The 18,731-nt window shown below is 74.2% G+C and carries 14 protein-coding genes; 5 read left to right on the top strand and 9 right to left on the bottom strand.

The genetic code is table 11. The features are described 5' to 3' along the window. Window positions 1–48: 48 nt before the first annotated feature. The 3 genes from ONA70_RS18875 to ONA70_RS18865 are packed head-to-tail and all read left to right on the top strand — an operon-like array spanning window position 49 to window position 3,703. Complete coding sequence (locus ONA70_RS18875) at window positions 49–2,349, top strand: sensor histidine kinase (RefSeq protein ID WP_265007766.1); 2,301 nt, start codon at window positions 49–51, stop codon at window positions 2,347–2,349. Continuing rightward, the gene (locus ONA70_RS18870) at window positions 2,346–2,738 is read left to right on the top strand and encodes a roadblock/LC7 domain-containing protein (protein WP_265007765.1); all 393 of its coding nucleotides are present in this window, start codon (window positions 2,346–2,348) and stop codon (window positions 2,736–2,738) included. Before ONA70_RS18875 ends, ONA70_RS18870 begins: the two co-directional genes overlap by 4 nt. Beyond that, window positions 2,735–3,703 (top strand): TAXI family TRAP transporter solute-binding subunit, encoded by a 969-nt coding sequence (locus ONA70_RS18865; protein WP_265007764.1) that lies wholly within the window; start codon window positions 2,735–2,737, stop codon window positions 3,701–3,703. Before ONA70_RS18870 ends, ONA70_RS18865 begins: the two co-directional genes overlap by 4 nt. On the opposite strand, the gene ONA70_RS18860 is transcribed toward ONA70_RS18865, so the two are convergent. From ONA70_RS18860 to ONA70_RS18840, 5 genes are all read right to left on the bottom strand, one after another. After that, window positions 3,700–4,236 carry a hypothetical protein gene (locus tag ONA70_RS18860; RefSeq protein ID WP_265007763.1) on the bottom strand — a complete coding sequence of 179 codons (537 nt, stop codon included), beginning with the start codon at window positions 4,234–4,236 and terminating at the stop codon, window positions 3,700–3,702. The two genes, ONA70_RS18865 and ONA70_RS18860, sit on opposite strands and share 4 nt — an antisense overlap. Then, window positions 4,236–6,128: a DNA primase gene (gene dnaG / locus ONA70_RS18855; RefSeq protein WP_265007762.1), complete on the bottom strand. Its 1,893-nt coding sequence runs from the start codon at window positions 6,126–6,128 to the stop codon at window positions 4,236–4,238. Before dnaG ends, ONA70_RS18860 begins: the two co-directional genes overlap by 1 nt. Before the next feature lie 99 nt (window positions 6,129–6,227). Then, window positions 6,228–6,479: a helix-turn-helix transcriptional regulator gene (locus tag ONA70_RS18850; protein WP_123243260.1), complete on the bottom strand. Its 252-nt coding sequence runs from the start codon at window positions 6,477–6,479 to the stop codon at window positions 6,228–6,230. 10 nt (window positions 6,480–6,489) lie between these two features. Then, window positions 6,490–7,341, bottom strand: a complete 852-nt coding sequence (locus ONA70_RS18845) for an ABC transporter permease (protein WP_265007761.1) — start codon at window positions 7,339–7,341, stop codon at window positions 6,490–6,492. After that, window positions 7,338–8,309 (bottom strand): ABC transporter ATP-binding protein, encoded by a 972-nt coding sequence (locus ONA70_RS18840; RefSeq protein WP_406601213.1) that lies wholly within the window; start codon window positions 8,307–8,309, stop codon window positions 7,338–7,340. Before ONA70_RS18840 ends, ONA70_RS18845 begins: the two co-directional genes overlap by 4 nt. A 317-nt stretch (window positions 8,310–8,626) precedes the next feature. On the opposite strand from ONA70_RS18840, the gene ONA70_RS18835 reads away from it, so the two are divergent. After that, the gene (locus ONA70_RS18835) at window positions 8,627–10,660 is read left to right on the top strand and encodes an acyltransferase family protein (RefSeq protein ID WP_265007760.1); all 2,034 of its coding nucleotides are present in this window, start codon (window positions 8,627–8,629) and stop codon (window positions 10,658–10,660) included. Between the two features lie 4 nt (window positions 10,661–10,664). On the opposite strand, the gene ONA70_RS18830 is transcribed toward ONA70_RS18835, so the two are convergent. The 4 genes from ONA70_RS18830 to ppdK all read right to left on the bottom strand — a co-directional run bounded on the left by ONA70_RS18830 (window position 10,665) and on the right by ppdK (window position 16,172). After that, on the bottom strand, window positions 10,665–11,501 hold the full coding sequence (locus ONA70_RS18830; RefSeq protein ID WP_265007759.1) for a siderophore-interacting protein: 837 nt from the start codon (window positions 11,499–11,501) through the stop codon (window positions 10,665–10,667). A gap of 127 nt (window positions 11,502–11,628) precedes the next feature. Continuing rightward, window positions 11,629–12,894 carry a deoxyguanosinetriphosphate triphosphohydrolase gene (locus tag ONA70_RS18825; protein WP_406601212.1) on the bottom strand — a complete coding sequence of 422 codons (1,266 nt, stop codon included), beginning with the start codon at window positions 12,892–12,894 and terminating at the stop codon, window positions 11,629–11,631. 34 nt (window positions 12,895–12,928) lie between these two features. Further along, window positions 12,929–13,282 (bottom strand): VOC family protein, encoded by a 354-nt coding sequence (locus ONA70_RS18820; protein ID WP_265007757.1) that lies wholly within the window; start codon window positions 13,280–13,282, stop codon window positions 12,929–12,931. A gap of 181 nt (window positions 13,283–13,463) precedes the next feature. Further along, on the bottom strand, window positions 13,464–16,172 hold the full coding sequence (gene ppdK / locus ONA70_RS18815; RefSeq protein WP_265007756.1) for a pyruvate, phosphate dikinase: 2,709 nt from the start codon (window positions 16,170–16,172) through the stop codon (window positions 13,464–13,466). A 400-nt stretch (window positions 16,173–16,572) separates the two neighbouring features. Here ppdK and ONA70_RS18810 point away from each other — a divergent pair, with 400 nt between their 5' ends. Beyond that, on the top strand, window positions 16,573–18,327 hold the full coding sequence (locus tag ONA70_RS18810; protein WP_265007774.1) for a beta-N-acetylhexosaminidase: 1,755 nt from the start codon (window positions 16,573–16,575) through the stop codon (window positions 18,325–18,327). The last annotated feature ends 404 nt before the right edge of the window (window positions 18,328–18,731 follow it).

Genomic DNA, 18,731 nt, shown 5'->3' with positions numbered 1-18,731 from the left:
GACGACGCGTCCGGGCCCAGGCACCCCGACCCCGATCCGGGAGACCCCGTGCCGCTCCCCCGCCCGGCCCGCGTACGCCGGCACCACCGCACCGCGGACCGTACCGAGCACCTCTGGTCGGTGCGGACCCAGTTGCTCGCACCGATCCTGGTGGCCACGGTCGGGCTGATCGTGCTCGGCGCCACCCAGACCAGCGCCGCGCACCAGGCCGCCCGGGACGCCGACCGCGCCCGGGTGCTCGCCGGCACCGCCACCGCCACCGTCCGGCTGGTGCACGAGCTGGAACGCGAGCTGGGCGAGACGGCGGCCCTGCGCCAGCGCGGCGGAACCGCCGGCCGGCCACTGGTGGACGCCCAGCGGCGGCGGGTGGACGCCGCCGTCGACCGATACCGCACGGCCAGCGCCGACGCCCGCCGCGCCGCACCGGACCTGAAGCCGGTGCTGGACGACGCCGCCGGCCAGCTCGACCAGTTGGGCCCGAATCGCCGGATCGCGCCGGGCGGGGACAGCGCCGACCCGACGTACGTGGCGCTGGTCGAGTCGCTGCTCGCCGTCGCCGACGCGCTCCCGGCCCAGCTGCACGACGCCGATCTGGCCAACGGGGCCCGGGAGGTGGCGGCGGTGGCCGCCCAGGAGCACCTGGCGTCGCTGGAACGGGACCTGCTGCGCGGCGTCCTCGTCCGGGGCAGCCTGGCCCCCGGCGAGCTGGGCGGACTCGGCCGGCTGCGCGGTGCCCGGGAAGAGCGCCAGGCCGAGTTCCTGCGGATCGCCGGAGCCGGGGCCGACACCGCCTGGTACCGGCTGATGGCGGGCGGCGACGTGGAGACCGCCCGCCGGATCCGGGACGCGGTGCTGGACACCGACGGCTCGGCGGACTCCCTGAAGACCGACGGTGACGCCTGGTACGTGGCGCAGAGCGGCACCATCCGCCGGTACAACCTGCTCGGCCGGGAACTCTCCGAGCAGCTCGACCGGCACGCGGCCGCGCTGGCCCGTACCGCCCGGCAGCGGGTCCTGCTCACCGCCCTCGCGACCGGCACCGTGGCGCTCGGCTCGCTGGTCACCGCCGTGCTGCTGGCGGTCCGGACCAGCCGCCGGCTGCGCCGGCTACGGGTCGCGGCGCTCACCATGGCGAACCGGGAGCTGCCGGAATGGATCACCGCGATCGCCGCCGGCGACGGCTCCCCGGGGGACGGCACGGCGACCCGGCTCACCGCCGGCATCCGCCGGGGCCGGGACGAGGTGGCCCAGGTGGCCGAGGCGTTCGACACGGTGAACAAGGCCGCGCTGCGACTGGCCGGCGAGCAGGCCGAGCTGCGACTGGACGTGACCCGGATGGCGGAGGCGCTGGCCCGGCGGATCCGTACCCTGATCACCCGCCAGCTCCGCCTGCTGGACGAGTTCGAGCGCGAGGAGACCGACCCGGACGCGCTGGCCCGCCTCTTCGCGCTCGACCACCTCGCCGCCCGGCTGCGCCGCAACGGGGAGAACCTGCTGGTCCTCGCCGGTGGTGAGCCCGGCCGCGGGCACGAGGGCGCACTGCTCCTCGCCGACGTGGTCCGGGCCGCGGCCTCCGAGATCGAGGACTATCCCCGGGTGGAGACCGACGTGCCGATCGCGGCGGTGCACGGTGCGGCGGCCGGCAACCTGGTGCACCTGCTGGCCGAGTTGCTGGAGAACGCCACCGTCTACTCGCCGCCCGACTCCCTGGTGCTGGTGGACGGCCGGCGCACCGTCGACGGGCTCACCCTGCGCGTGCACGACCAGGGCATCGGCATCAGCGAGAGCCGGCTGGCGACCATCAACGAGCGGCTGGCCTCCCCGGCCACCCTCTCCAGCGCCGCGGCCGGCAGCATGGGCCTGCACGTGGTGGCGCACCTGGCCGCCCGGCACGAGATCCGGGTGCAGCTGCACCACACCGGCAGCGGCACGGTCGCCCAGGTGGAGGTGCCCGAGGCCGCGCTGACCCGGGTCGAGGCGGTCACCCGACGGCCGGCCGTCGCGCGCCGTCAGCTCACCGGCCGTGGCACGCCCTGGTTCAAGCCCCGCCCCGACGGGCGCGACGTGGTCACCACCCCGCCCACCCCGACCGCGCTGCGACGTACCGCCACCGTGCCGGTGGCCGGGGCCGCCCCCGCACCGCCGCAGGCCACCGCGACCGGGTTGCCCCGACGCACCCGGGGCGGCCAGCTCCCCGCTCCCCTTCCCACCACCGCGGTGCCGCCCCGCCCCGAGGCGGACCTGCTCGACCCCGAGGTGGTACGCGCCCGCCTGTCCGCCCTCGCCGAAGGCGTGGCCAGCGCGACGCGCCGTGCCCCGAACACCACACCCACCGGGAGACCCCAATGACCTCATCCGTGACCGCCGGGCTCGACTGGCTGCTGGCGAACTTCGCCGAGCAGGTGCCGGACGTGTCCCACGCCCTCGCGGTGTCCGAGGACGGGCTGCGGCTGGCCGCCTCGCCGGACCTCTCCCCCGACCAGGTGGACCAGCTCGCCGCGGTGATCAGCGGCCTGGCGAGCCTGACCGTGGGCGCCGCCCGGCTGATGTCCGCCGGTCGCGTACGCCAGCAGATCGTCGACATGGACGGCGGCGTGCTGCTGGTGATGGCGGTCGGCAGCCGGGCGCTGCTCGGCGTGCTCGCCGCGCCCGGCTGCGACCTGGGCCAGATCGGCTACGAGACGGCGACGCTGGTCCAGCGGGTGGCCGAGGCCCTGGAACCGGCGGTCCGTCAGTGACCCGCCGCCCCCGGCGGCTGGTGGCCGCGCTCCTGCTGGCCGTCGTCCTCGCCGGTTGCGGCGCGGCGCCGGCCGGCCCGCAGGAGTGGCACGGTGGGCGGATCTTCCTCGCCACCGGCAACACCACCGGTGTCTACTACCAGCTCGGCGGCGGCTACGCCGACGTGATCAGCCAGCACCTGCCCGGCTACGAGGCCCGGGCCGAACCGACCGGCGCCTCGGTGGAGAACATCAACCGGCTGGCCGGCGGCGACATGGAGGTCGCCTTCAGCCTGGCCGACACGGCGGCGGACGCGGTCGCCGGCCGGGGCGCGTTCGACGGGCAGGCGCAGCCGGTCCGGGCCCTGGCGCGGATCTACAGCAACTACACCCACGTGATCGTCCGCGCCGACGGGAAGATCGCCACCTTCCGCCAGCTGCGCGGCAAGCGGGTCTCCACCGGCTCGCCGAAGTCCGGCACGGACATCATCGCCGGGCGGCTGCTGACCGCCGCCGGGATCGACCCGGACCGAGGCATCCAGCGGCTCAACCTGTCGCTGCCGGAGACGGTCAAGCGGATGCGGGCGGGCAGCGTGGACGCGATGTTCTTCTCCGGCGGCCTGCCCACCCCGGGCATCAAGGACCTGCTCGTCGGCGCGCCCGGCCGGTTCCGGCTGCTCCCCATCGCCGACCTGATCGAGCCGCTCGCCGCCCGCTACGGCACGGTCTACACCACGGCGTCGCTGCCGAGGGAGGTCTACGGCACCCCGGCCGACACGCCGACCATCACGGTGTCGAACGTGATCCTGGTGCGCGCGGACATGCCGGACCAGCTGGCGTACGACCTGACCCGGCTGCTCTTCGCGTACCAGGGGGAGCTGATCAAGGTGCATCCGGAGGCGGCCAACTTCACCCGGGAGAGCGCGTCCGGGACCGACCCGATCCCGCTGCACCCGGGGGCGGCCCGGTATTTCCGGAACGGTTAGACGTCGGCGGGGGTGGTGGCGGCCCGGGCCGTGGCGACCAACCGGTCCGTCTCGGCGGCCACCGCCTCGTCGTCGGCCGGCGTGCCCGCGTCGTAGCGGACCGTCCAGGTCAGCCCGTCCACCCCGGGCATCCGGCGGGCGGCGATCCGGCCGGCGCCGCCGGGCAGCGGCTGGTGCGCGGTGTACGCCACCGAGCGGGTGACCCGCGCCCGCACCTGGTGCGGCAGGTCACCCGGGTCGAGCAGCAGGTAGGTCTCGGCCGGGCCGTCCGCCACCACGAGGTAGCCGTCCCGCTCGGCGACCCGCTCGGCGGGGGTGACGGTCAGCTCCCGGCCCGACCAGACCGCCTTGAGGATGTCGTGCCAGCCGATCCGGTGCCCCCGGCCGGGCAGCCAGAGCCCGAGGTTGCTGGCCACCACGACGCCGTCGCCCTCGCCGTTGCCGGCGGCGGCCCAGGCGAGCACCCGCTCGTCGGTGGCCAGGGGCGGCCGGTCGGCCGGCGGCAGCTTCGGCTTGCGACTGAACAACCCCATCACAGCCCTCCGGCGGCCTGCTCGCGCAGCGCCCGCGCGTGCTGCTCCAGCGAGAGCAGTTCCCCGAAGAGCGCGAAGTACTCGTCCTTGTTGCTCACCGGGTTGATCCGCTGGATCTTCGACTTGAGGTCCTTGATCCGGCCGGTGACCGAGCCCCACTGGAGGCGGGCCATGGTGACCGAGACGTAGCGGGGGTCGGGCTCGCCGTCGATGCGCAGCGGCTCGACGGCCAACTCGCCGACGAGCGCCTGGGCGGCCAGGTCGTCGCAGGCGTCCCGGACCTGCTCGATCCAGACCGCGCCGCCGGTGGCCGCCGCCACCCCGCCGGCCGCCGCGACCGCCGCCCGCACCACCTGGTGCACGGGGTGCCGGTATGCGGTCGCCTCGACCGCGTCGAACATCGGGCCGGCCAGCACCGGCTCCTGGAGGGCGAGCTTCAGCGCCTCCCGCTCGACCATCGACTGCGGACTGTCCACGGTCGGAGCGGCCGGGCCGGGGCGGGCCGGGGCGGTCGCCGCGCCGGCCGGCTGCCCGGAGCCGGCGGCCAGCACCGCGCGCTGCACCGGCTCGATCTCCATGCCGAGGTCACCGGCGAGCTTTCGGACGTACTCCGGGCGCTTCTCCCGGTCCTTGATCTTGGCGACCAGCGGCGCGGCCCGGCGCATCGCCTCCACCCGACCGTCGACCGTGTCCAGGTCGTACCGGTTGATCACGTGGCGGAGCGCGAAGTCGACCAGCGGCTCGCGGCGGGCGACCAGGTCGCGGACCGCCAGGTCGCCCTTGGCCAGCCGCAGCTCGCAGGGGTCCATGTTGTCCGGGCTGACCGCGATGAAGGTACGCCCGACGAAACGCTGGTCGTCCTCGAAGGCGCGCAGCGCGGCCTTCTGGCCGGCGGCGTCCCCGTCGAAGGTGAAGATGATCTCGCCGGCCACCGCGTCGGTGTCCATCAGCAGCCGGCGCAGCACTCCGATGTGGTCGGCCCCGAAGGCGGTGCCGCAGGTCGCCACGGCGGTCGGCACCCCGGCCAGGTGGCAGGCCATCACGTCGGTGTAGCCCTCGACCACGACCACCTTGCCCTGCTTGGCGATCTCGCGCTTGGCCTGGTCGATGCCGTAGAGGACGTGCGACTTCTTGTAGATCGGGGTCTCGGGGGTGTTCAGGTACTTCGGGCCGTCGTCGTCGTCGAACAGCTTGCGGGCGCCGAACCCGATCACGTCACCGGTGAGGTCGCGGATCGGCCAGAGCAGCCGGCGGCGGAACCGGTCGATCAGGCTGCCCGAGCGGGACGGCCGGGACAGCCCGGCGGTGACCAGCTCGTCGTGGGTGAAGCCCTGCTGGCGCAGGTGCTTGGTGAGCAGGTCCCAGGCGTCGGGGGCGAAGCCGCAGCCGTACCGCTCGGCGGCGGCCCGGTCGAAGCCGCGCCGGGCGAGGAACTCCCGGGCGGGGCGGGCGCCGGCCGTGGTGAGCTGCCCGCGGTAGAACTCGACGGCGGCGGCGTGCGCGGCGACCAGCCGCTGGCGCTGCCCCTGCTGCGGCCGGGGACGCGGGGCCGAGCGGTCGTCCTCGACGTACCGGAGCTGGATGCCGGCGCGGGCGGCGAGCCGCTCGACGGACTCGACGAAGCTCAGGTGCTCGGCGTCCATCAGGAACTTGATCGCATCGCCGCCGGCCCCGCAGCCGAAGCAGTACCAGACGTTGCGGGCGGGCGAGACGTTGAACGAGGGGCTCTTCTCGTCGTGGAACGGGCACAGCCCCTTGAGGTTGCCGCCGCCGGCCGACTTGAGGGTCACCGTGTCGGAGATGACCTCGGCGATCGAGGTGCGTTCGCGGACCAGCGCGATGTCCTCGTCCCGGATCCGCCCCGCCATCTCCGCCACCTCCTCGGCGTACATCCTGCCCTGCCGGACCGACGATCCGGCGGTCGGGGGGACGGGCGTGTGGCGGACACCGCCCCCCGGCCGCCGCGCGGGACGGCGCGGCGGCCGGGGCGGTCAGGCGGTCCGGCCGGCGCCGCTGGTCGCGTCGCCGATCCGGGGGAACGGCTCGATGGAGAAGACCACCTCGACCGGCACCTCGAAGTACGCGGCGATCCGCAGCGCCAGGTGCAGGCTGGGCCGGAACTCACCCCGCTCGAGGTAGCCCACGGTCTGGTAGTGCACGCCCAGCGCGTCGGCGAGCTGCCGGCGGGAGATGCCCCGCTCGGCGCGCAGCACCGCGATCCGGTTGTGCACGGTCTCGCTCATCGACGCCCTCTCACATGGCCCGCTGCATGGCCTTTTCCCGGCGCGCCGTGACCCGGGAACCGGACTCGCGGCGGGCCATCCGGCGCAGCACCACCGGGGCCAGGGCCAGCCCGAGCACGGCCCAGAGGCCCAGCACGCCGAGCGTCTCCAGGTGCCGCCAGGAGTGGCCCAGCTCGACCGTGGCCATGCCGTCGGGCAGCAGCGCCGAGCGCATCCCCAACCCTAGCCAATAGACCGGGAACGCCTGGGCGACGGCCTGGAGCCAGCCCGGGTAGTCGTTGATCGGGTAGAAGATGCCGGAGAGCGCGATGAGGCCGAAGGTCGGCAGCACCACCAGGCCCATGTTGCGCGGGTTCTCGATCAGCGAACCGATCACCGCGCCCAGCGGCAGCGTCGCCACCAGCCCGAGCGGCACCACCCAGGCCATGGTGAGCCAGGCGCCGGCGTCGGTGAGCCGCAGCCCGTCCAGGAAGAACAGCCCCGGGGTGAGCTGGAGGACCAGCCCGATCAGCGCCACCGCCGAGAGCATGACGATCTTCCCGATCAGGTAGCCGAGCATCCCGTTCGGCGTCGCCTTGGCCCGCAGCAGGGTGCCGTCCTCCCGGTCCACGATGAGCTGCTGGGACAGGCCGATCAGCCCGCCGAACGCGAGCCCCATGCCGAGCGCGCTGGGCATCGTGCGCGCGCCGAGGGAGAACGAGGTGCCGGGCACGGTGGCGCCGCGCATGAAGAACATGGTGACCAGCAGGACGACGGTCGGGAAGAAGTAGTTCCACAGGTCCTGCGCGTTGGTGAAGGTGTTGCGCAGCTCGATCACGCCGCGCCGCAGACCGGCCCGGGCGGCCGCCATCGTCGGGTTCATCGGTCGCTCCCCTGCCACACCCGGGCGGCCCGGCCGGTCCGCACCCCGGACTCCTCCTCGTAGACCAGTGCCATGTACGCGTCCTCCAGGCTGGCCCGGCGGACCTCCAGCTCCTGCACCTCGTCGCCGTGTTGGTGGAGCAGGTCACGGACGAAGCCGGTGGCGTCGGCCGCAGAGTGCACGAACCGCTCCCCGGCCCGGGTCCAGCGGATCTCGGCGTCCCCGGCGACCCGGCGGGCCAGTTCGTCCGGCGAGCCGTCGGCGACGATCCGGCCGCCGGCCAGGATGAGGATCCGGTCGGCCAGCTTCTCCGCCTCGTCCAGGTCGTGCGTGGTGAGCAGGATGGTGGTCTCGTCCAGGTCGGCGAGGCGGTGCACCAGCTCGTGGAACTCGCGCCGGGCGGCCGGGTCGAAGCCGACCGTCGGCTCGTCCAGGAAGAGCAGCTCCGGGCGGCCCACGATGCCCACCGCCACGTCGAGCCGGCGGCGCTGCCCACCGGAGAGCTGGTGCACCCGCTTCTGCGCCTGCGCGGTCAGCCCGACGCTGTCCAGCAGGTCGTCCACCGGCCAGGGCCGGCGGATCCGGTCGGTGCCGTACGGGGCGTAGAAGTCGCCGAGGTGGGCCAGCACGTCGCGGACCCGCCACTTGCCGTGGTCGCGCCAGGACTGGAGCACCACGCCCATCCGGGCGCGCCAGCGCTCGTCGCCCCGGCCGGGGTCGACGCCGAGGACGCGGACCTCCCCGGCCGAGCGCATCCGGAAGCCCTCGAGGATCTCGATCGTGGTGGTCTTGCCGGCGCCGTTGGGCCCGAGCAGGGCGAGCACCTCGCCCCGCCGGGCGGTGAGGTCGACCCCGTGCAGCACGTCGGTCGTGCCGTACCGCATGCGCAGGTCGCGGACGTCGAGGACCAGGTCCTCGTCAGGCGGATGGGGCGTCTCGACAACCCCCGACAGTTTGACCGCAGTCATACCGCGAAATGTAGCACCTCTACTACAAGTCGAGGCACAACCGCTCTCCGGCGTCGCCTGGCTGGCGGGGCTCGCCGCGGCGCTGGTCGTGGCCGCCTCGATCGCGACGCACGTGCGGGTCATCCGCCGTCGGGTGGAGCGTCCCGCCGGACAGGTCGGCGCCGTACTCGACCGCCGGGCCCTGACCGTCCCCGGCCCTGCGCCGGCCGGTGGCGACGCCGCGTCCCGGCCCACGCCGACCCGACGCTGACGGTCCCGGTCCGGCCGCCGCCGGGCGATCGGGTGTAAGGGCTGCCACCAACGGGCAAAACCGGCCCATGTCGGGTACGAGCAGGACAACGGTTCCGTACCAGCCGGCTCTGGACGGCGTCCGCGCGCTCGCGGTCGCGGCCGTCCTCGCCTTCCACGGCGGCGTCGCCGCCCTCCCGGGCGGCTTCCTCGGGGTGGACGCGTTCTTCGTGCTGTCCGGCTTCCTGATCACCTCGCTGCTGCTCGCCGAGCACCGCGACACCGGCCGGGTCGACCTGGTCGCGTTCTGGGGGCGGCGGGTACGCCGGCTGCTGCCGGCGCTGCTCCTGGTGCTGCTCGTGGTGCTGCTGGTCTCCCGGAAACTGATGCCCGGCACCGAACTCGGCGCGCTGCGCTGGGACGCGCTGGCGGCGCTCGGGTACGCCGCCAACTGGCGGATGGCGAACCGGGACGGGGACTACTTCGCCGCCACCGGCAGCCCGTCCCCGCTGCAACACACCTGGTCCCTCGGCATCGAGGAGCAGTTCTACCTGCTCTGGCCACTGCTGCTGATCGTGCTGCTGGGCTGGGCGGCCCGGCGGGGCTCCGGCCTGAACCGGAGAGGACGCACCGCCGTGCTGCTGGTCGCCCTGGTGGGCGCGGCCGGCTCGGCGCTCGCCGCCGCGGTGCTGTTCGCCCCGGGCGCGGTGGACCGGGTCTACTACGGCACCGACACGCGGGCGGTCGCCCTCCTGGTCGGCGCCGCGCTGGCCGTGCTGCTCGCCCGGGTGCACGCCGCTTCCCGCGTCCTGGCGGCCGAGCACGGAGCGGGTGACCCGGGCGGCGAACGGTATCTGCGCGGCGGGCGGGCAGCCGGCCGGCGGGCACGCCACCCGGTCCTCGGGGCGCTGGCGCTGGCCGGGGCGGTCCTCACCGGCTGGTTCTGGGCCACCGCCGACGGCGGCGACGCCTGGCTCTACCGGGGCGGCCTGACCGCGGCGGCGCTCGCGGTGGCGGCGGTCATCGCGCACGCCACGGTCGCCCCCGCGTCCCCGACCGCGCGACTGCTCGCCCTGGCGCCGCTGGTCCGGCTCGGGCGAATCTCGTACGGCGTCTACCTCTGGCACTGGCCGCTGTTCCAGTGGCTCACCGCCGAGCGCACCGGGCTGACCGGGATCGCCCTGCTCGCCGCCCGGTGCGCGGTGACGCTGGCCGCCGCCACCGGGTCGTACCTGCTGGTGGAACGGCCGATCCGGCGGGCCGGCAGGCTGCCCCGACCGGCGCCGGCGCTGGCCGGTACGGCGGTCGCCGGGGTGGCCGCGGTCGCGGTGCTCGGCACCGTCCCACCCGCCTCGGCGCCCCGCCCGGCGATCGCCCTCGACGCCCCGACGGCCGGCGCCGCCGGCTCCCCCACCCCGGTGCCCCCGGTACGCCGCCCGGGGCGCAAGCCCGGCGGGCCCCGGATCGCCTTCCTCGGCGACTCCGTCTCCTGGTCGCTCGGCACCTACCTGCCCAAACAGGAGAAGCTCGCGGTCAGCGTCCGGGCCGTGCAGGGCTGCGGCATCGCTCGGCTCCCGGAACTGCGCTACATCGGTGAGCCGCACCCCAACTACCCCGGTTGCGAACACTGGGACGATCGCTGGCGGCGGGGCGTGGGCGCCGACGACCCGGACGTCGCGGTGATCCTGCTCGACCGCTGGGAGCTGATGGACCGCAAGCTCGACGGGCGCTGGCAGCACGTCGGCGAACCGGCGTTCGACCGGTACCTCGCCGACGAACTGGACCGGGCCGTCGGCATCGCGTCCGCCCGGGGCGCGCGCGTGGCGCTGCTGACCGCGCCGTACACCCGGCGGGCGGAGCGGCCGGACGGCGGGCTCTGGCCGGAGGACGACGCGGCCCGGGTGGACGCGTGGAACCGGCTGCTGGGCGCGGCGGCGAAGCGGCACGGCGCCACGGTGCTCGACCTCAACCGGCGGGTCTGCCCCGAGGGCCGGTTCACCTGGGAGGCCGGCGGGGTCCGGGTACGCAGCGACGGGCTGCACTTCACCCCGGAAGGCGTGCAGCAGTGGATCGCCCCGTGGCTGCTGCCCCAGCTCTATCGGCTGGCGGTGCGGGGGGCGTGACCCGTCAGGCCGGAAGGACGGCCGACTCGTCCGCCTCCACCTGGGCGTTCCAGGCGGCCTTGGTGGAGCGCCAGCCCTCGTCGTCCATGCCGCGCCGCCAGTAGCCCGAGATGGAGAGCGCACCGCGCGGCACCCCGCGGTCGACGCGCAGCAGCCGGCGCAGTTCCTTGACGAAGGTGGCCTCGCCGTGCACGAAGGCGTGCACCCGCCCGGGCGGGAAGTCCAGCGCCCGGACCGCCTCGACCAGCGCCACGCCGACCGGGCGCCCGGCCCGGTGCAGCCAGCGCAGCTCGACCGCACCGGGGCTGGCCAGCGGCAGCTCGTCGGCCGGGCCGTCGACCTCGACGAACACCTTCGCGGGCGCGCCGGCGGGCAGCCGCTCCAGCGCGGCGGCGATCGCCGGCAGCGCGCTCTCGTCGCCGGCCAGCAGGTGCCAGTCGGCGGCCGGGTCGGGGGCGTACGCCCCGCCCGGGCCGGTGAACAGCACCCGGTCGCCGGGACGCAGCCCGGCCGCCCACGGCCCGGCCAGCCCCTGGTCGCCGTGGTGCACCACGTCGATGGTCAGCTCGCCGGCCGCCGCGTCCCAGGCCCGCACCGTGTACGCGCGCAGCCGCGGCCACTGCTCGGCCGGGAACTCCCGCTTGATGCTGGCCAGATCCGTCGGGTGCGGGTAGGTCACCCCGGCCGGCGGGAGGACCAGCTTCACGTAGTGGTCGGTGTACGCGCCCACCGGCAGGCCGGCGAGTTCCTCCCCGCCCAGCACCAGCCGGATCAGGTGCGGGGTGGGCCGCTCGGTCCGTACGACCGTGGCGGCGGTGACCTTCTTCGGGCGCTCCGTCATGCCGCTTAGGCTACCCTAACTCCCGCCGCGCTGACCGCCACCCCAAGATCCGCCCAACGTCCGGGAAGTTACCGTCCCACGGCGCGCGGAGGCAGAACTTCCCCGAAGCTGCCGCGCCCGAGGCGGGTCACGGGATCAGGCGGGCGTGCCAGGCCAGGGCGGCCGGGTCGGTGAGGGAGGCCACCTGGTCGATGACCACCCGGAGGCGGGCGGTGTCGTCGGGGGCGTCCCGCCAGAGCGGGGCGAAGACCGGGTCGAGCGCGTCGGGCGCCCGGTCGAGCAGGGCGGCGACCAGTTCGGCGAGGATCTCCCGCTGGTGGGCGTACCGGGGGCCGGCGCCGGGGCGGCGCATCACGTAGCGCAGGGCGATGCCCTTGAGCAGCGCGCACTGGACCCGGATCCGGCGCGGCACGATCAGGTCGGCGGCGTACCGGCGGTGCGGGCCGGGACCGTGGCGCTCCTGGGTGGCGGCCACCACGGTGGCGACGAACCGGCCGGTGAGCACGCTGGTGGTGGTCTTCAGTGCGGCGAGGGCCCGGTGGCTGCCGTCGTACGCGGCGAGCGGGGTGAGCACCGGCTCGGCCAGCAGTTCCGCCAGCACCTCGCCGAGATCCTCGGGAGCCTCCCCGGAGTACGCGGCCGCCACGTCGGCGCAGAGCGCCCGCCGCTCGTCCGGGTCGGCCAGCAGCGGGCGGAGGCTGACGTACCCGCCGTGGATGCCGTCCTCGACGTCGTGCACCGAGTACGCCACGTCGTCGGCCCAGTCCATCACCTGGGCCTCCAGGCAGCGCCGCTCCCCCGGCGGGGCGCCGGCGCGCAGCCACTCGAAGACCGGACGGTCGTCCGCGTACACCCCGAACTTGCGCCGGCCGGGACGGCGCTGCCAGGGGTACTTGCTGACCGCGTCGAGCGAGGCCCGGGTGAGGTTGAGCCCGGCGGAGCGGCCGTCCGGGGCGAGCACCTTCGCCTCCAGCCGGGTGAGCACCCGCAGCGTCTGCGCGTTCCCCTCGAAGCCGCCGCAGTCGGCGGCGAGGTCGTTCAGCGCGTCCTCGCCGTTGTGCCCGAACGGCGGGTGGCCGAGGTCGTGCGCCAGCCCCGCGGTGTCCACCACGTCCGGGTCGCAGCCCAGCCGGGCGCCCATCTCGCGGGCGATCTGCGCCACCTCGAGCGAATGGGTCAGCCGGGTACGCAGGAAGTCATCGGTGCCGGCCGTGTGCACCTGGGTCTTCGCGGCGAGCCGGCGGAACGCCGCCGAGTGCAGCACCCGCGCCCGGTCCCGCTCGTACGGCGACCGCCCGTACCCGGTGTCCTTGGGCCCCTCGGCGACCAGCCGAGCCCCGTCGTCGACGCCCGGCCCCGCGCTCAACCGGTCATCCTCGCTGCCGCGCGCCATCTCTGTTCGCGACTGCGGGGCTCGTAAACCCGGCTCACTCCTCGCGCTCACGCAACACGCAGAACTCGTTGCCCTCCGGGTCGGCCAGCACCGTCCACGCCGCCTCGCCCTGGCCGACGTCGACGTGCCGGGCGCCCATGTCGACCAGCCGCTCCACCTCGGCCTCCTGGTCGGCCGGGCGCAGGTCGATGTGCAGCCGATTCTTGCCCTCCTTGGGCCCGGTGACCGGGACGAAGACGATGCCGGGCAGCTCGTCGGGCGAGCGGCGGATCTCCACCTCGTCCGGCTTGTCGCTGATCACCTGGTAGCCGAGCGCCTCGGCCCACCAGTGGGCGAGCCGGGACGGGTCCTGGGCGTCGACGGTCAGGTTCTCCCAGACGCTGGTCATACGGCCACCTTCCTGATCGACACGACGACTGCTCCGGGTCGCGGCGTGGTGTCAGACACGCCGAGCCGGAGTGGTCGGAAGCGGGCGAGCCCAGGTTACGCCCGGCGACGGAAGATGGCGCGCCGGGTGAGCGCGGGGCCGCCGACGACATGAGCGCCGACGGCCCCGGCCGCGTCACGGATCAGCGGGAGTCGGAGCCGGTGGTGGTCACCGCCGCCCGGCCGGCCTCGAGCCGGGCCACCGGCACCCGGAACGGCGAGCAGGAGACGTAGTCGAGCCCGACCTCGTGGAAGAAGTGCACCGAGTCGGGGTCGCCGCCGTGCTCGCCGCAGACGCCGAGCTTCAGCCCGGGCCGGGCGGCCCGGCCCTCCTCGGCGGCGATCCGGATCAGCCGGCCGACGCCCTCCCGATCGATCGACTCGAACGGCGAGATGCCGAAGATGCCCAGCTCCAGGTAGCGCCAGAAGAACGCGCCCTCGACGTCGTCCCGAGAGAAGCCCCAGGCCATCTGGGTGAGGTCGTTGGTGCCGAAGGAGAAGAACTGCGCCGCCTCGGCGATCTGGCCGGCGGTCAGCGCCGCCCGGGGCACCTCGATCATGGTGCCGATCAGCACCTCGACGCCGCTGTTCCCGACCACCTCGGCGATGATCTTCTCGGCCTCGGCGCGTACCGTCTCCAGCTCCTGGACGGCGCCGACCAGCGGCACCATGATCTCCGGGCAGGCCGACCCGCCGGCCCGGACGACCGCGACGGCGGCCTCGGCGATCGCGCGGACCTGCATCGCGAACAGGCCGGGGATGACCAGGCCGAGCCGGACCCCGCGCAGGCCGAGCATCGGGTTCTCCTCGTGCATCCGGCGGACGGCGGCGAGCAGCGCCTCCTCCTTGGCCACGTCCTCGCCGCGCTCCTGGGCGACCGCCACGTTGACCGCGAGCTGTTCCAGCGGGGGCAGGAACTCGTGCAGCGGCGGGTCGATCAGCCGGACGGTGACCGGCAGGCCGTCCATCTCCCGGAAGATCTCGATGAAGTCCTCCCGCTGCAAGGGCAGCAGCGCGGCCAGCGCGTCCTCCCGCTCCGCATCGGTGCTGGCGAGGATCAGCCGCTCGACCAGCCCCCGCCGGTCGCCGAGGAACATGTGCTCGGTGCGGCACAGGCCGATGCCCTCGGCGCCGAACCGCCGCGCCCGCGCCGCGTCCGGACCGGTGTCGGCGTTCGTCCGGACCTGCAGCCGCCGCAGGGCGTCGGCGTGCGTCATGATCCGGTGTACGGCCCGGACCAGCGCGTCCCCGGTCTGCTCCGGATCGAGCGTGCCCTCGAAGTACTGCACCACCTCGGACGGCATGACCGGCACCTCGCCGAGGTAGACCTTGCCGGTGGTGCCGTCGATGGAGACGACGTCGCCCTCGTTGACGGTCTGCCCGGCGACGGTGAACCTCTTCGCCGGGATGTTCACGTCGAGCTCGTCGGCGCCGGAGACGCAGGTCTTGCCCATGCCCCGGGCTACCACGGCGGCGTGGCTGGTCTTGCCGCCGCGCGAGGTGAGGATGCCCCTGGCCGCGATCATGCCGTTCAGGTCGTCCGGGTTGGTCTCCCGGCGGACCAGGATCACCGGCTCGCCCTCAGCGGCCAGCTCCACCGCCCGCGCCGAGGTGAAGACCACCTTGCCGACGGCGGCGCCCGGGGAGGCGCCGATGCCCTTGGCCACGGGTTCGAACTCATGGTCCAGCTTGAACCGCGGGAACATCAGCTGGGCGAGCTGCGCGCCGTTGACCCGGTGCAGCGCCTCGTCGAGGTCGATCAGGCCCTCGTCGACGAGCTGACCGGCGATGACGAACGCGGCGGCGGCGGTGCGCTTGCCGACCCGCGTCTGGAGCATCCAGAGCTTGCCGCGCTCGATGGTGAACTCGATGTCGCAGAGGTCCTTGTAGTGCCCCTCCAGCCGGGCCATGTAGTCGAGCAGTTCGTCGTAGGACTTCTTGTCGATCCGCTCCAGCTCCTGCAACGGCACGGTGTTGCGGATGCCGGCGACCACGTCCTCGCCCTGCGCGTTGGCCAGGTAGTCGCCGTAGATGCCCTGCGCGCCGCTGGCCGGGTCCCGGGTGAAGGCGACGCCGGTGCCGGAGTCCGACCCGAGGTTGCCGAAGACCATGGCCACCACGTTGACCGCCGTGCCCAGGTCGGCCGGGATACGCTCCTGCCGGCGGTAGACCACCGCGCGCTCGGCGTTCCACGAGTCGAAGACCGCGTGGATGGCCAGGTTGAGCTGCTCCCGGGGCTCCTGCGGGAACTCCCGCCCGGTGTGCTTGGCGAAGATCTTCTTGTACGCGTCGACCAGCCCGCGCAGGTCGTCGGCGTCCAGGTCGAGGTCGTTGTTGGTACCCTTGGCGCGCTTGGCGTCGTCGAGGGCGTGCTCGAACTCCTCGCCCGGCACGTCGCAGACGGTCTTGCCGAACATCTGGATCAGCCGGCGGTAGGAGTCCCAGGCGAACCGGTCGTTGCCGCCCGCCTGCCGGCTCAGCCCGACGACGCTGCGGTCGTTGAGGCCGACGTTGAGAACGGTCTCCATCATGCCCGGCATCGAGAACTTGGCGCCCGAGCGGACCGACACCAGCAGCGGGTCGTCCGGGTCACCGAGCTTGCGGCCCATGCCGCGCTCCAGGGACTCCAGGTGCGCCTCGATCTGCCCGGCCAACTCGTCCGGCTCCCGGCCGGTCGTCAGGTACGCCTTGCAGGCCTCGGTGGTGATGGTGAAGCCGGGCGGGACCGGGAGGCCGAGATTGGTCATCTCGGCGAGATTGGCCCCCTTGCCGCCGAGCAGGTCCTTGAGGTCCTTGTTGCCCTCGGCGAAGTCGTAGACGTACTTGTGCTCGACCGTCTCTTGCGCTGCCACCAGAGCCTCCCACGCGCGCCATGGACACTTAACGAAGGTTCAGTTCGGACATACCCCGGGAGCGACCACCGGTAATCCCGGCACGTCAGCGATCGGTGGGCGAAGGTTAAGCGAACATCGCGGGGCCTGGGACCGTTCGGTGACTATTGGCACAACAGTCACCACTATCCGCGTCCGTACCGGTTTTTGGGAACGCTTCCACGCGCACGATCACGCAATCCCGATTCCCCTCGTACTCTGGACGACACTGGAATTCGCTGAACCTGACCTTTGCCATATCCCACGCAAATACACCCTCGGAGTCGTCGCCGTGTCGACCATCCCCGCCACCCCCTCCGAAACCGGTCCCGAACCGCTCGACCCGGCCGGCCTCCCGACCCAGCCGGCGGCCGCCGCCGACCTGGCCCGGACCGCCGCCCGGCGGGCCGGTGACCTGCTCGCCCCGCCCGCCCCGGTCCGGCTGGCCGACGTGGTGCCCGCCCCGGAGCGGGTCGACCCGGACCCGGCTGTCGACTTCACCCTCGCCGAGGACACGGCGATCCGGGTCAGCCCGGGTGCCCGGGACGTCGCGGAGCAGCTCGCCGAGCTGCTCCGGCCCGCGACCGGCTACCTGCTGCCCGTCGCGGACACCGCCGACGACGGCCGGAACGCCCTGCTCGAACTGACCCTGTCCGGCTCGACTCCGCCCGGCGCGGCGACCTCCACCGGCGCGGCAGCCTCCACCGGCGAGACGACCTCCACCGGCGCGGCAGCCTCCACCGGCGAGACGACCTCCACCGGCGCGGCAGCCTCCGCCGAGGTGGCGGCCTCCGCCGGGGCGGCGGCCTCCGCCGCTGACGGGCAGGGCGGGGACCTGGGCGACGAGGGCTACCACCTGGCGGTGACCCGGGAGGCGGTCCGGATCGTCGCCGCCACCCCGGCCGGCCTGTTCCACGGCGTGCAGACGCTGCGCCAACTCCTGCCGGCGGCCGTCGAGAGCCCCACCACGATCACCGAACGCTGGGTGGTGCCCGGGGGCACAGTCGTCGACCGGCCGCGCTTCGCGTACCGGGGCGCCATGCTCGACGTGGCCCGACACTTCTTCGGCGTCGAGGACGTACTGCGGGTGATCGACCACCTGGCCCGGTACAAGCTCAACCACCTGCACCTGCACCTCACCGACGACCAGGGCTGGCGGCTCGCCGTCGACTCCTGGCCCCGGCTCGCCGAGGTCGGCGGGGCCACCGAGGTGGGCGGGGGCCCCGGCGGGTACTACACCAAGGCCGACTACCGCCGGATCGTCGGGTACGCCGCCCGCCGCCACGTCACCGTGGTGCCGGAGATCGACCTGCCGGGCCACACCAACGCGGCGCTGGTCGCGTACCCGGAGCTGGCGCCCGGCAAGATCCCGCCGCCGCCGTACACCGGCACCGAGGTCGGCTTCAGCTACGTCGACCCGGACGACGAGCGGACGTACGGCTTCGTCGCCGACGTGGTCCGCGAGCTGGCCGCGCTGACCCCCGGCCCCTGGCTGCACCTCGGCGGCGACGAAGCGTTCAAGGTCAAGGGCGCGGCGTACACCGGCTTCGTCGAGCGGGCGCAGCGGATCGTGGCGGACGCCGGCAAGACCGCGGTCGGCTGGCACCAGCTCGCCCCGGCCGGGCACGTCGACGGGCGGGTCCTGCAGTGGTGGGGCACCAACGGCGAGGACCCCGAGACCGTCGAGGCGGTACGCCGGGGCGCTCGGGTCATCCTGTCCCCCGCCAACCACGCCTACCTGGACATGAAGTACGCCCCGGACACCCCGATCGGGCACGACTGGGCCGGGCTCATCGACCTGCGCCGGGCGTACGACTGGGATCCGGGCACGCACGTGGCCGGCGTACCGGTCGAGGCCGTGCTCGGGGTGGAGGCACCACTCTGGACGGAGTCAGTCACCACCCTCGCCGAGGTGGAGTTCATGCTCTTCCCGCGCCTGCCCGCCCTCGCCGAGCTGGGCTGGTCACCCCGGTCGACGCACGACTGGGCCGGCTTCCGGGAACGCCTGGCCGGACACGGCCCGCGCTGGACCACCGCCGGCATCACCTTCCACCCCTCGCCCGAGGTCCCCTGGCCGGCGACCCACCCCATCCCCACCCCGCGTCCCGCCACCACCACCCCCGCCGACGCCCACTGACCGCGCCACACCGGCCTGGGCGGCGGCGTTCTGGTGCAGATGCCCGAACGCAGCCGCCCGGGCCGCGCGACGAGTGGAACGCCATGGAGGTGTCCCGCGCCCGAATACCTCCATAGCGTTCCACCCGCGCCCCTCCCGCCGTCCGACGGCGGGTCACCCCTGCCCAAGGTCCGCACAACTTCGGGGAAGGTGCTGCCTGCCAGCACCGAGAGGCCGCACGTTCCGGGAAGTTGAGCGGATCTCGGGCTCCGGTCGCCGGGGGCGACCTTCCCGTCGACACCTGCCTGGCTGGTTCTGGGGTGAATGTCCGGTTCGTCGGGTGGTCGGGGCGGCAGGCCGGCCATAATCGTCGCGTCGGATGTCCGGAGCGTGTGGGGTCGAGGCGTCCGCGCGGGCCCCGGATC

The sequence above is a fragment of the Micromonospora yasonensis genome, assembly GCF_026013475.1.
Classification (GTDB): Bacteria; Actinomycetota; Actinomycetes; order Mycobacteriales; family Micromonosporaceae; genus Micromonospora; species Micromonospora yasonensis.
This window is presented reverse-complemented; position numbering and strand designations above follow the sequence as displayed.

Bases quoted from the DNA above. Each gene is read 5' to 3' on its own strand.
- ONA70_RS18870 (WP_265007765.1), top strand. From the start codon at position 2,346: ATGACCTCATCCGTGACCGCCGGGCTCGACTGGCTGCTGGCGAACTTC.
- ONA70_RS18860 (WP_265007763.1), bottom strand. From the start codon at position 4,236: ATGGGGTTGTTCAGTCGCAAGCCGAAGCTGCCGCCGGCCGACCGGCCG.
- dnaG (WP_265007762.1), bottom strand. From the start codon at position 6,128: ATGTACGCCGAGGAGGTGGCGGAGATGGCGGGGCGGATCCGGGACGAG.
- ONA70_RS18850 (WP_123243260.1), bottom strand. From the start codon at position 6,479: ATGAGCGAGACCGTGCACAACCGGATCGCGGTGCTGCGCGCCGAGCGG.
- ONA70_RS18845 (WP_265007761.1), bottom strand. From the start codon at position 7,341: ATGAACCCGACGATGGCGGCCGCCCGGGCCGGTCTGCGGCGCGGCGTG.
- ONA70_RS18840 (WP_406601213.1), bottom strand. From the start codon at position 8,309: ATGACTGCGGTCAAACTGTCGGGGGTTGTCGAGACGCCCCATCCGCCT.
- ONA70_RS18835 (WP_265007760.1), top strand. From the start codon at position 8,627: ATGTCGGGTACGAGCAGGACAACGGTTCCGTACCAGCCGGCTCTGGAC.
- ONA70_RS18830 (WP_265007759.1), bottom strand. From the start codon at position 11,501: ATGACGGAGCGCCCGAAGAAGGTCACCGCCGCCACGGTCGTACGGACC.
- ONA70_RS18825 (WP_406601212.1), bottom strand. From the start codon at position 12,894: ATGGCGCGCGGCAGCGAGGATGACCGGTTGAGCGCGGGGCCGGGCGTC.
- ONA70_RS18820 (WP_265007757.1), bottom strand. From the start codon at position 13,282: ATGACCAGCGTCTGGGAGAACCTGACCGTCGACGCCCAGGACCCGTCC.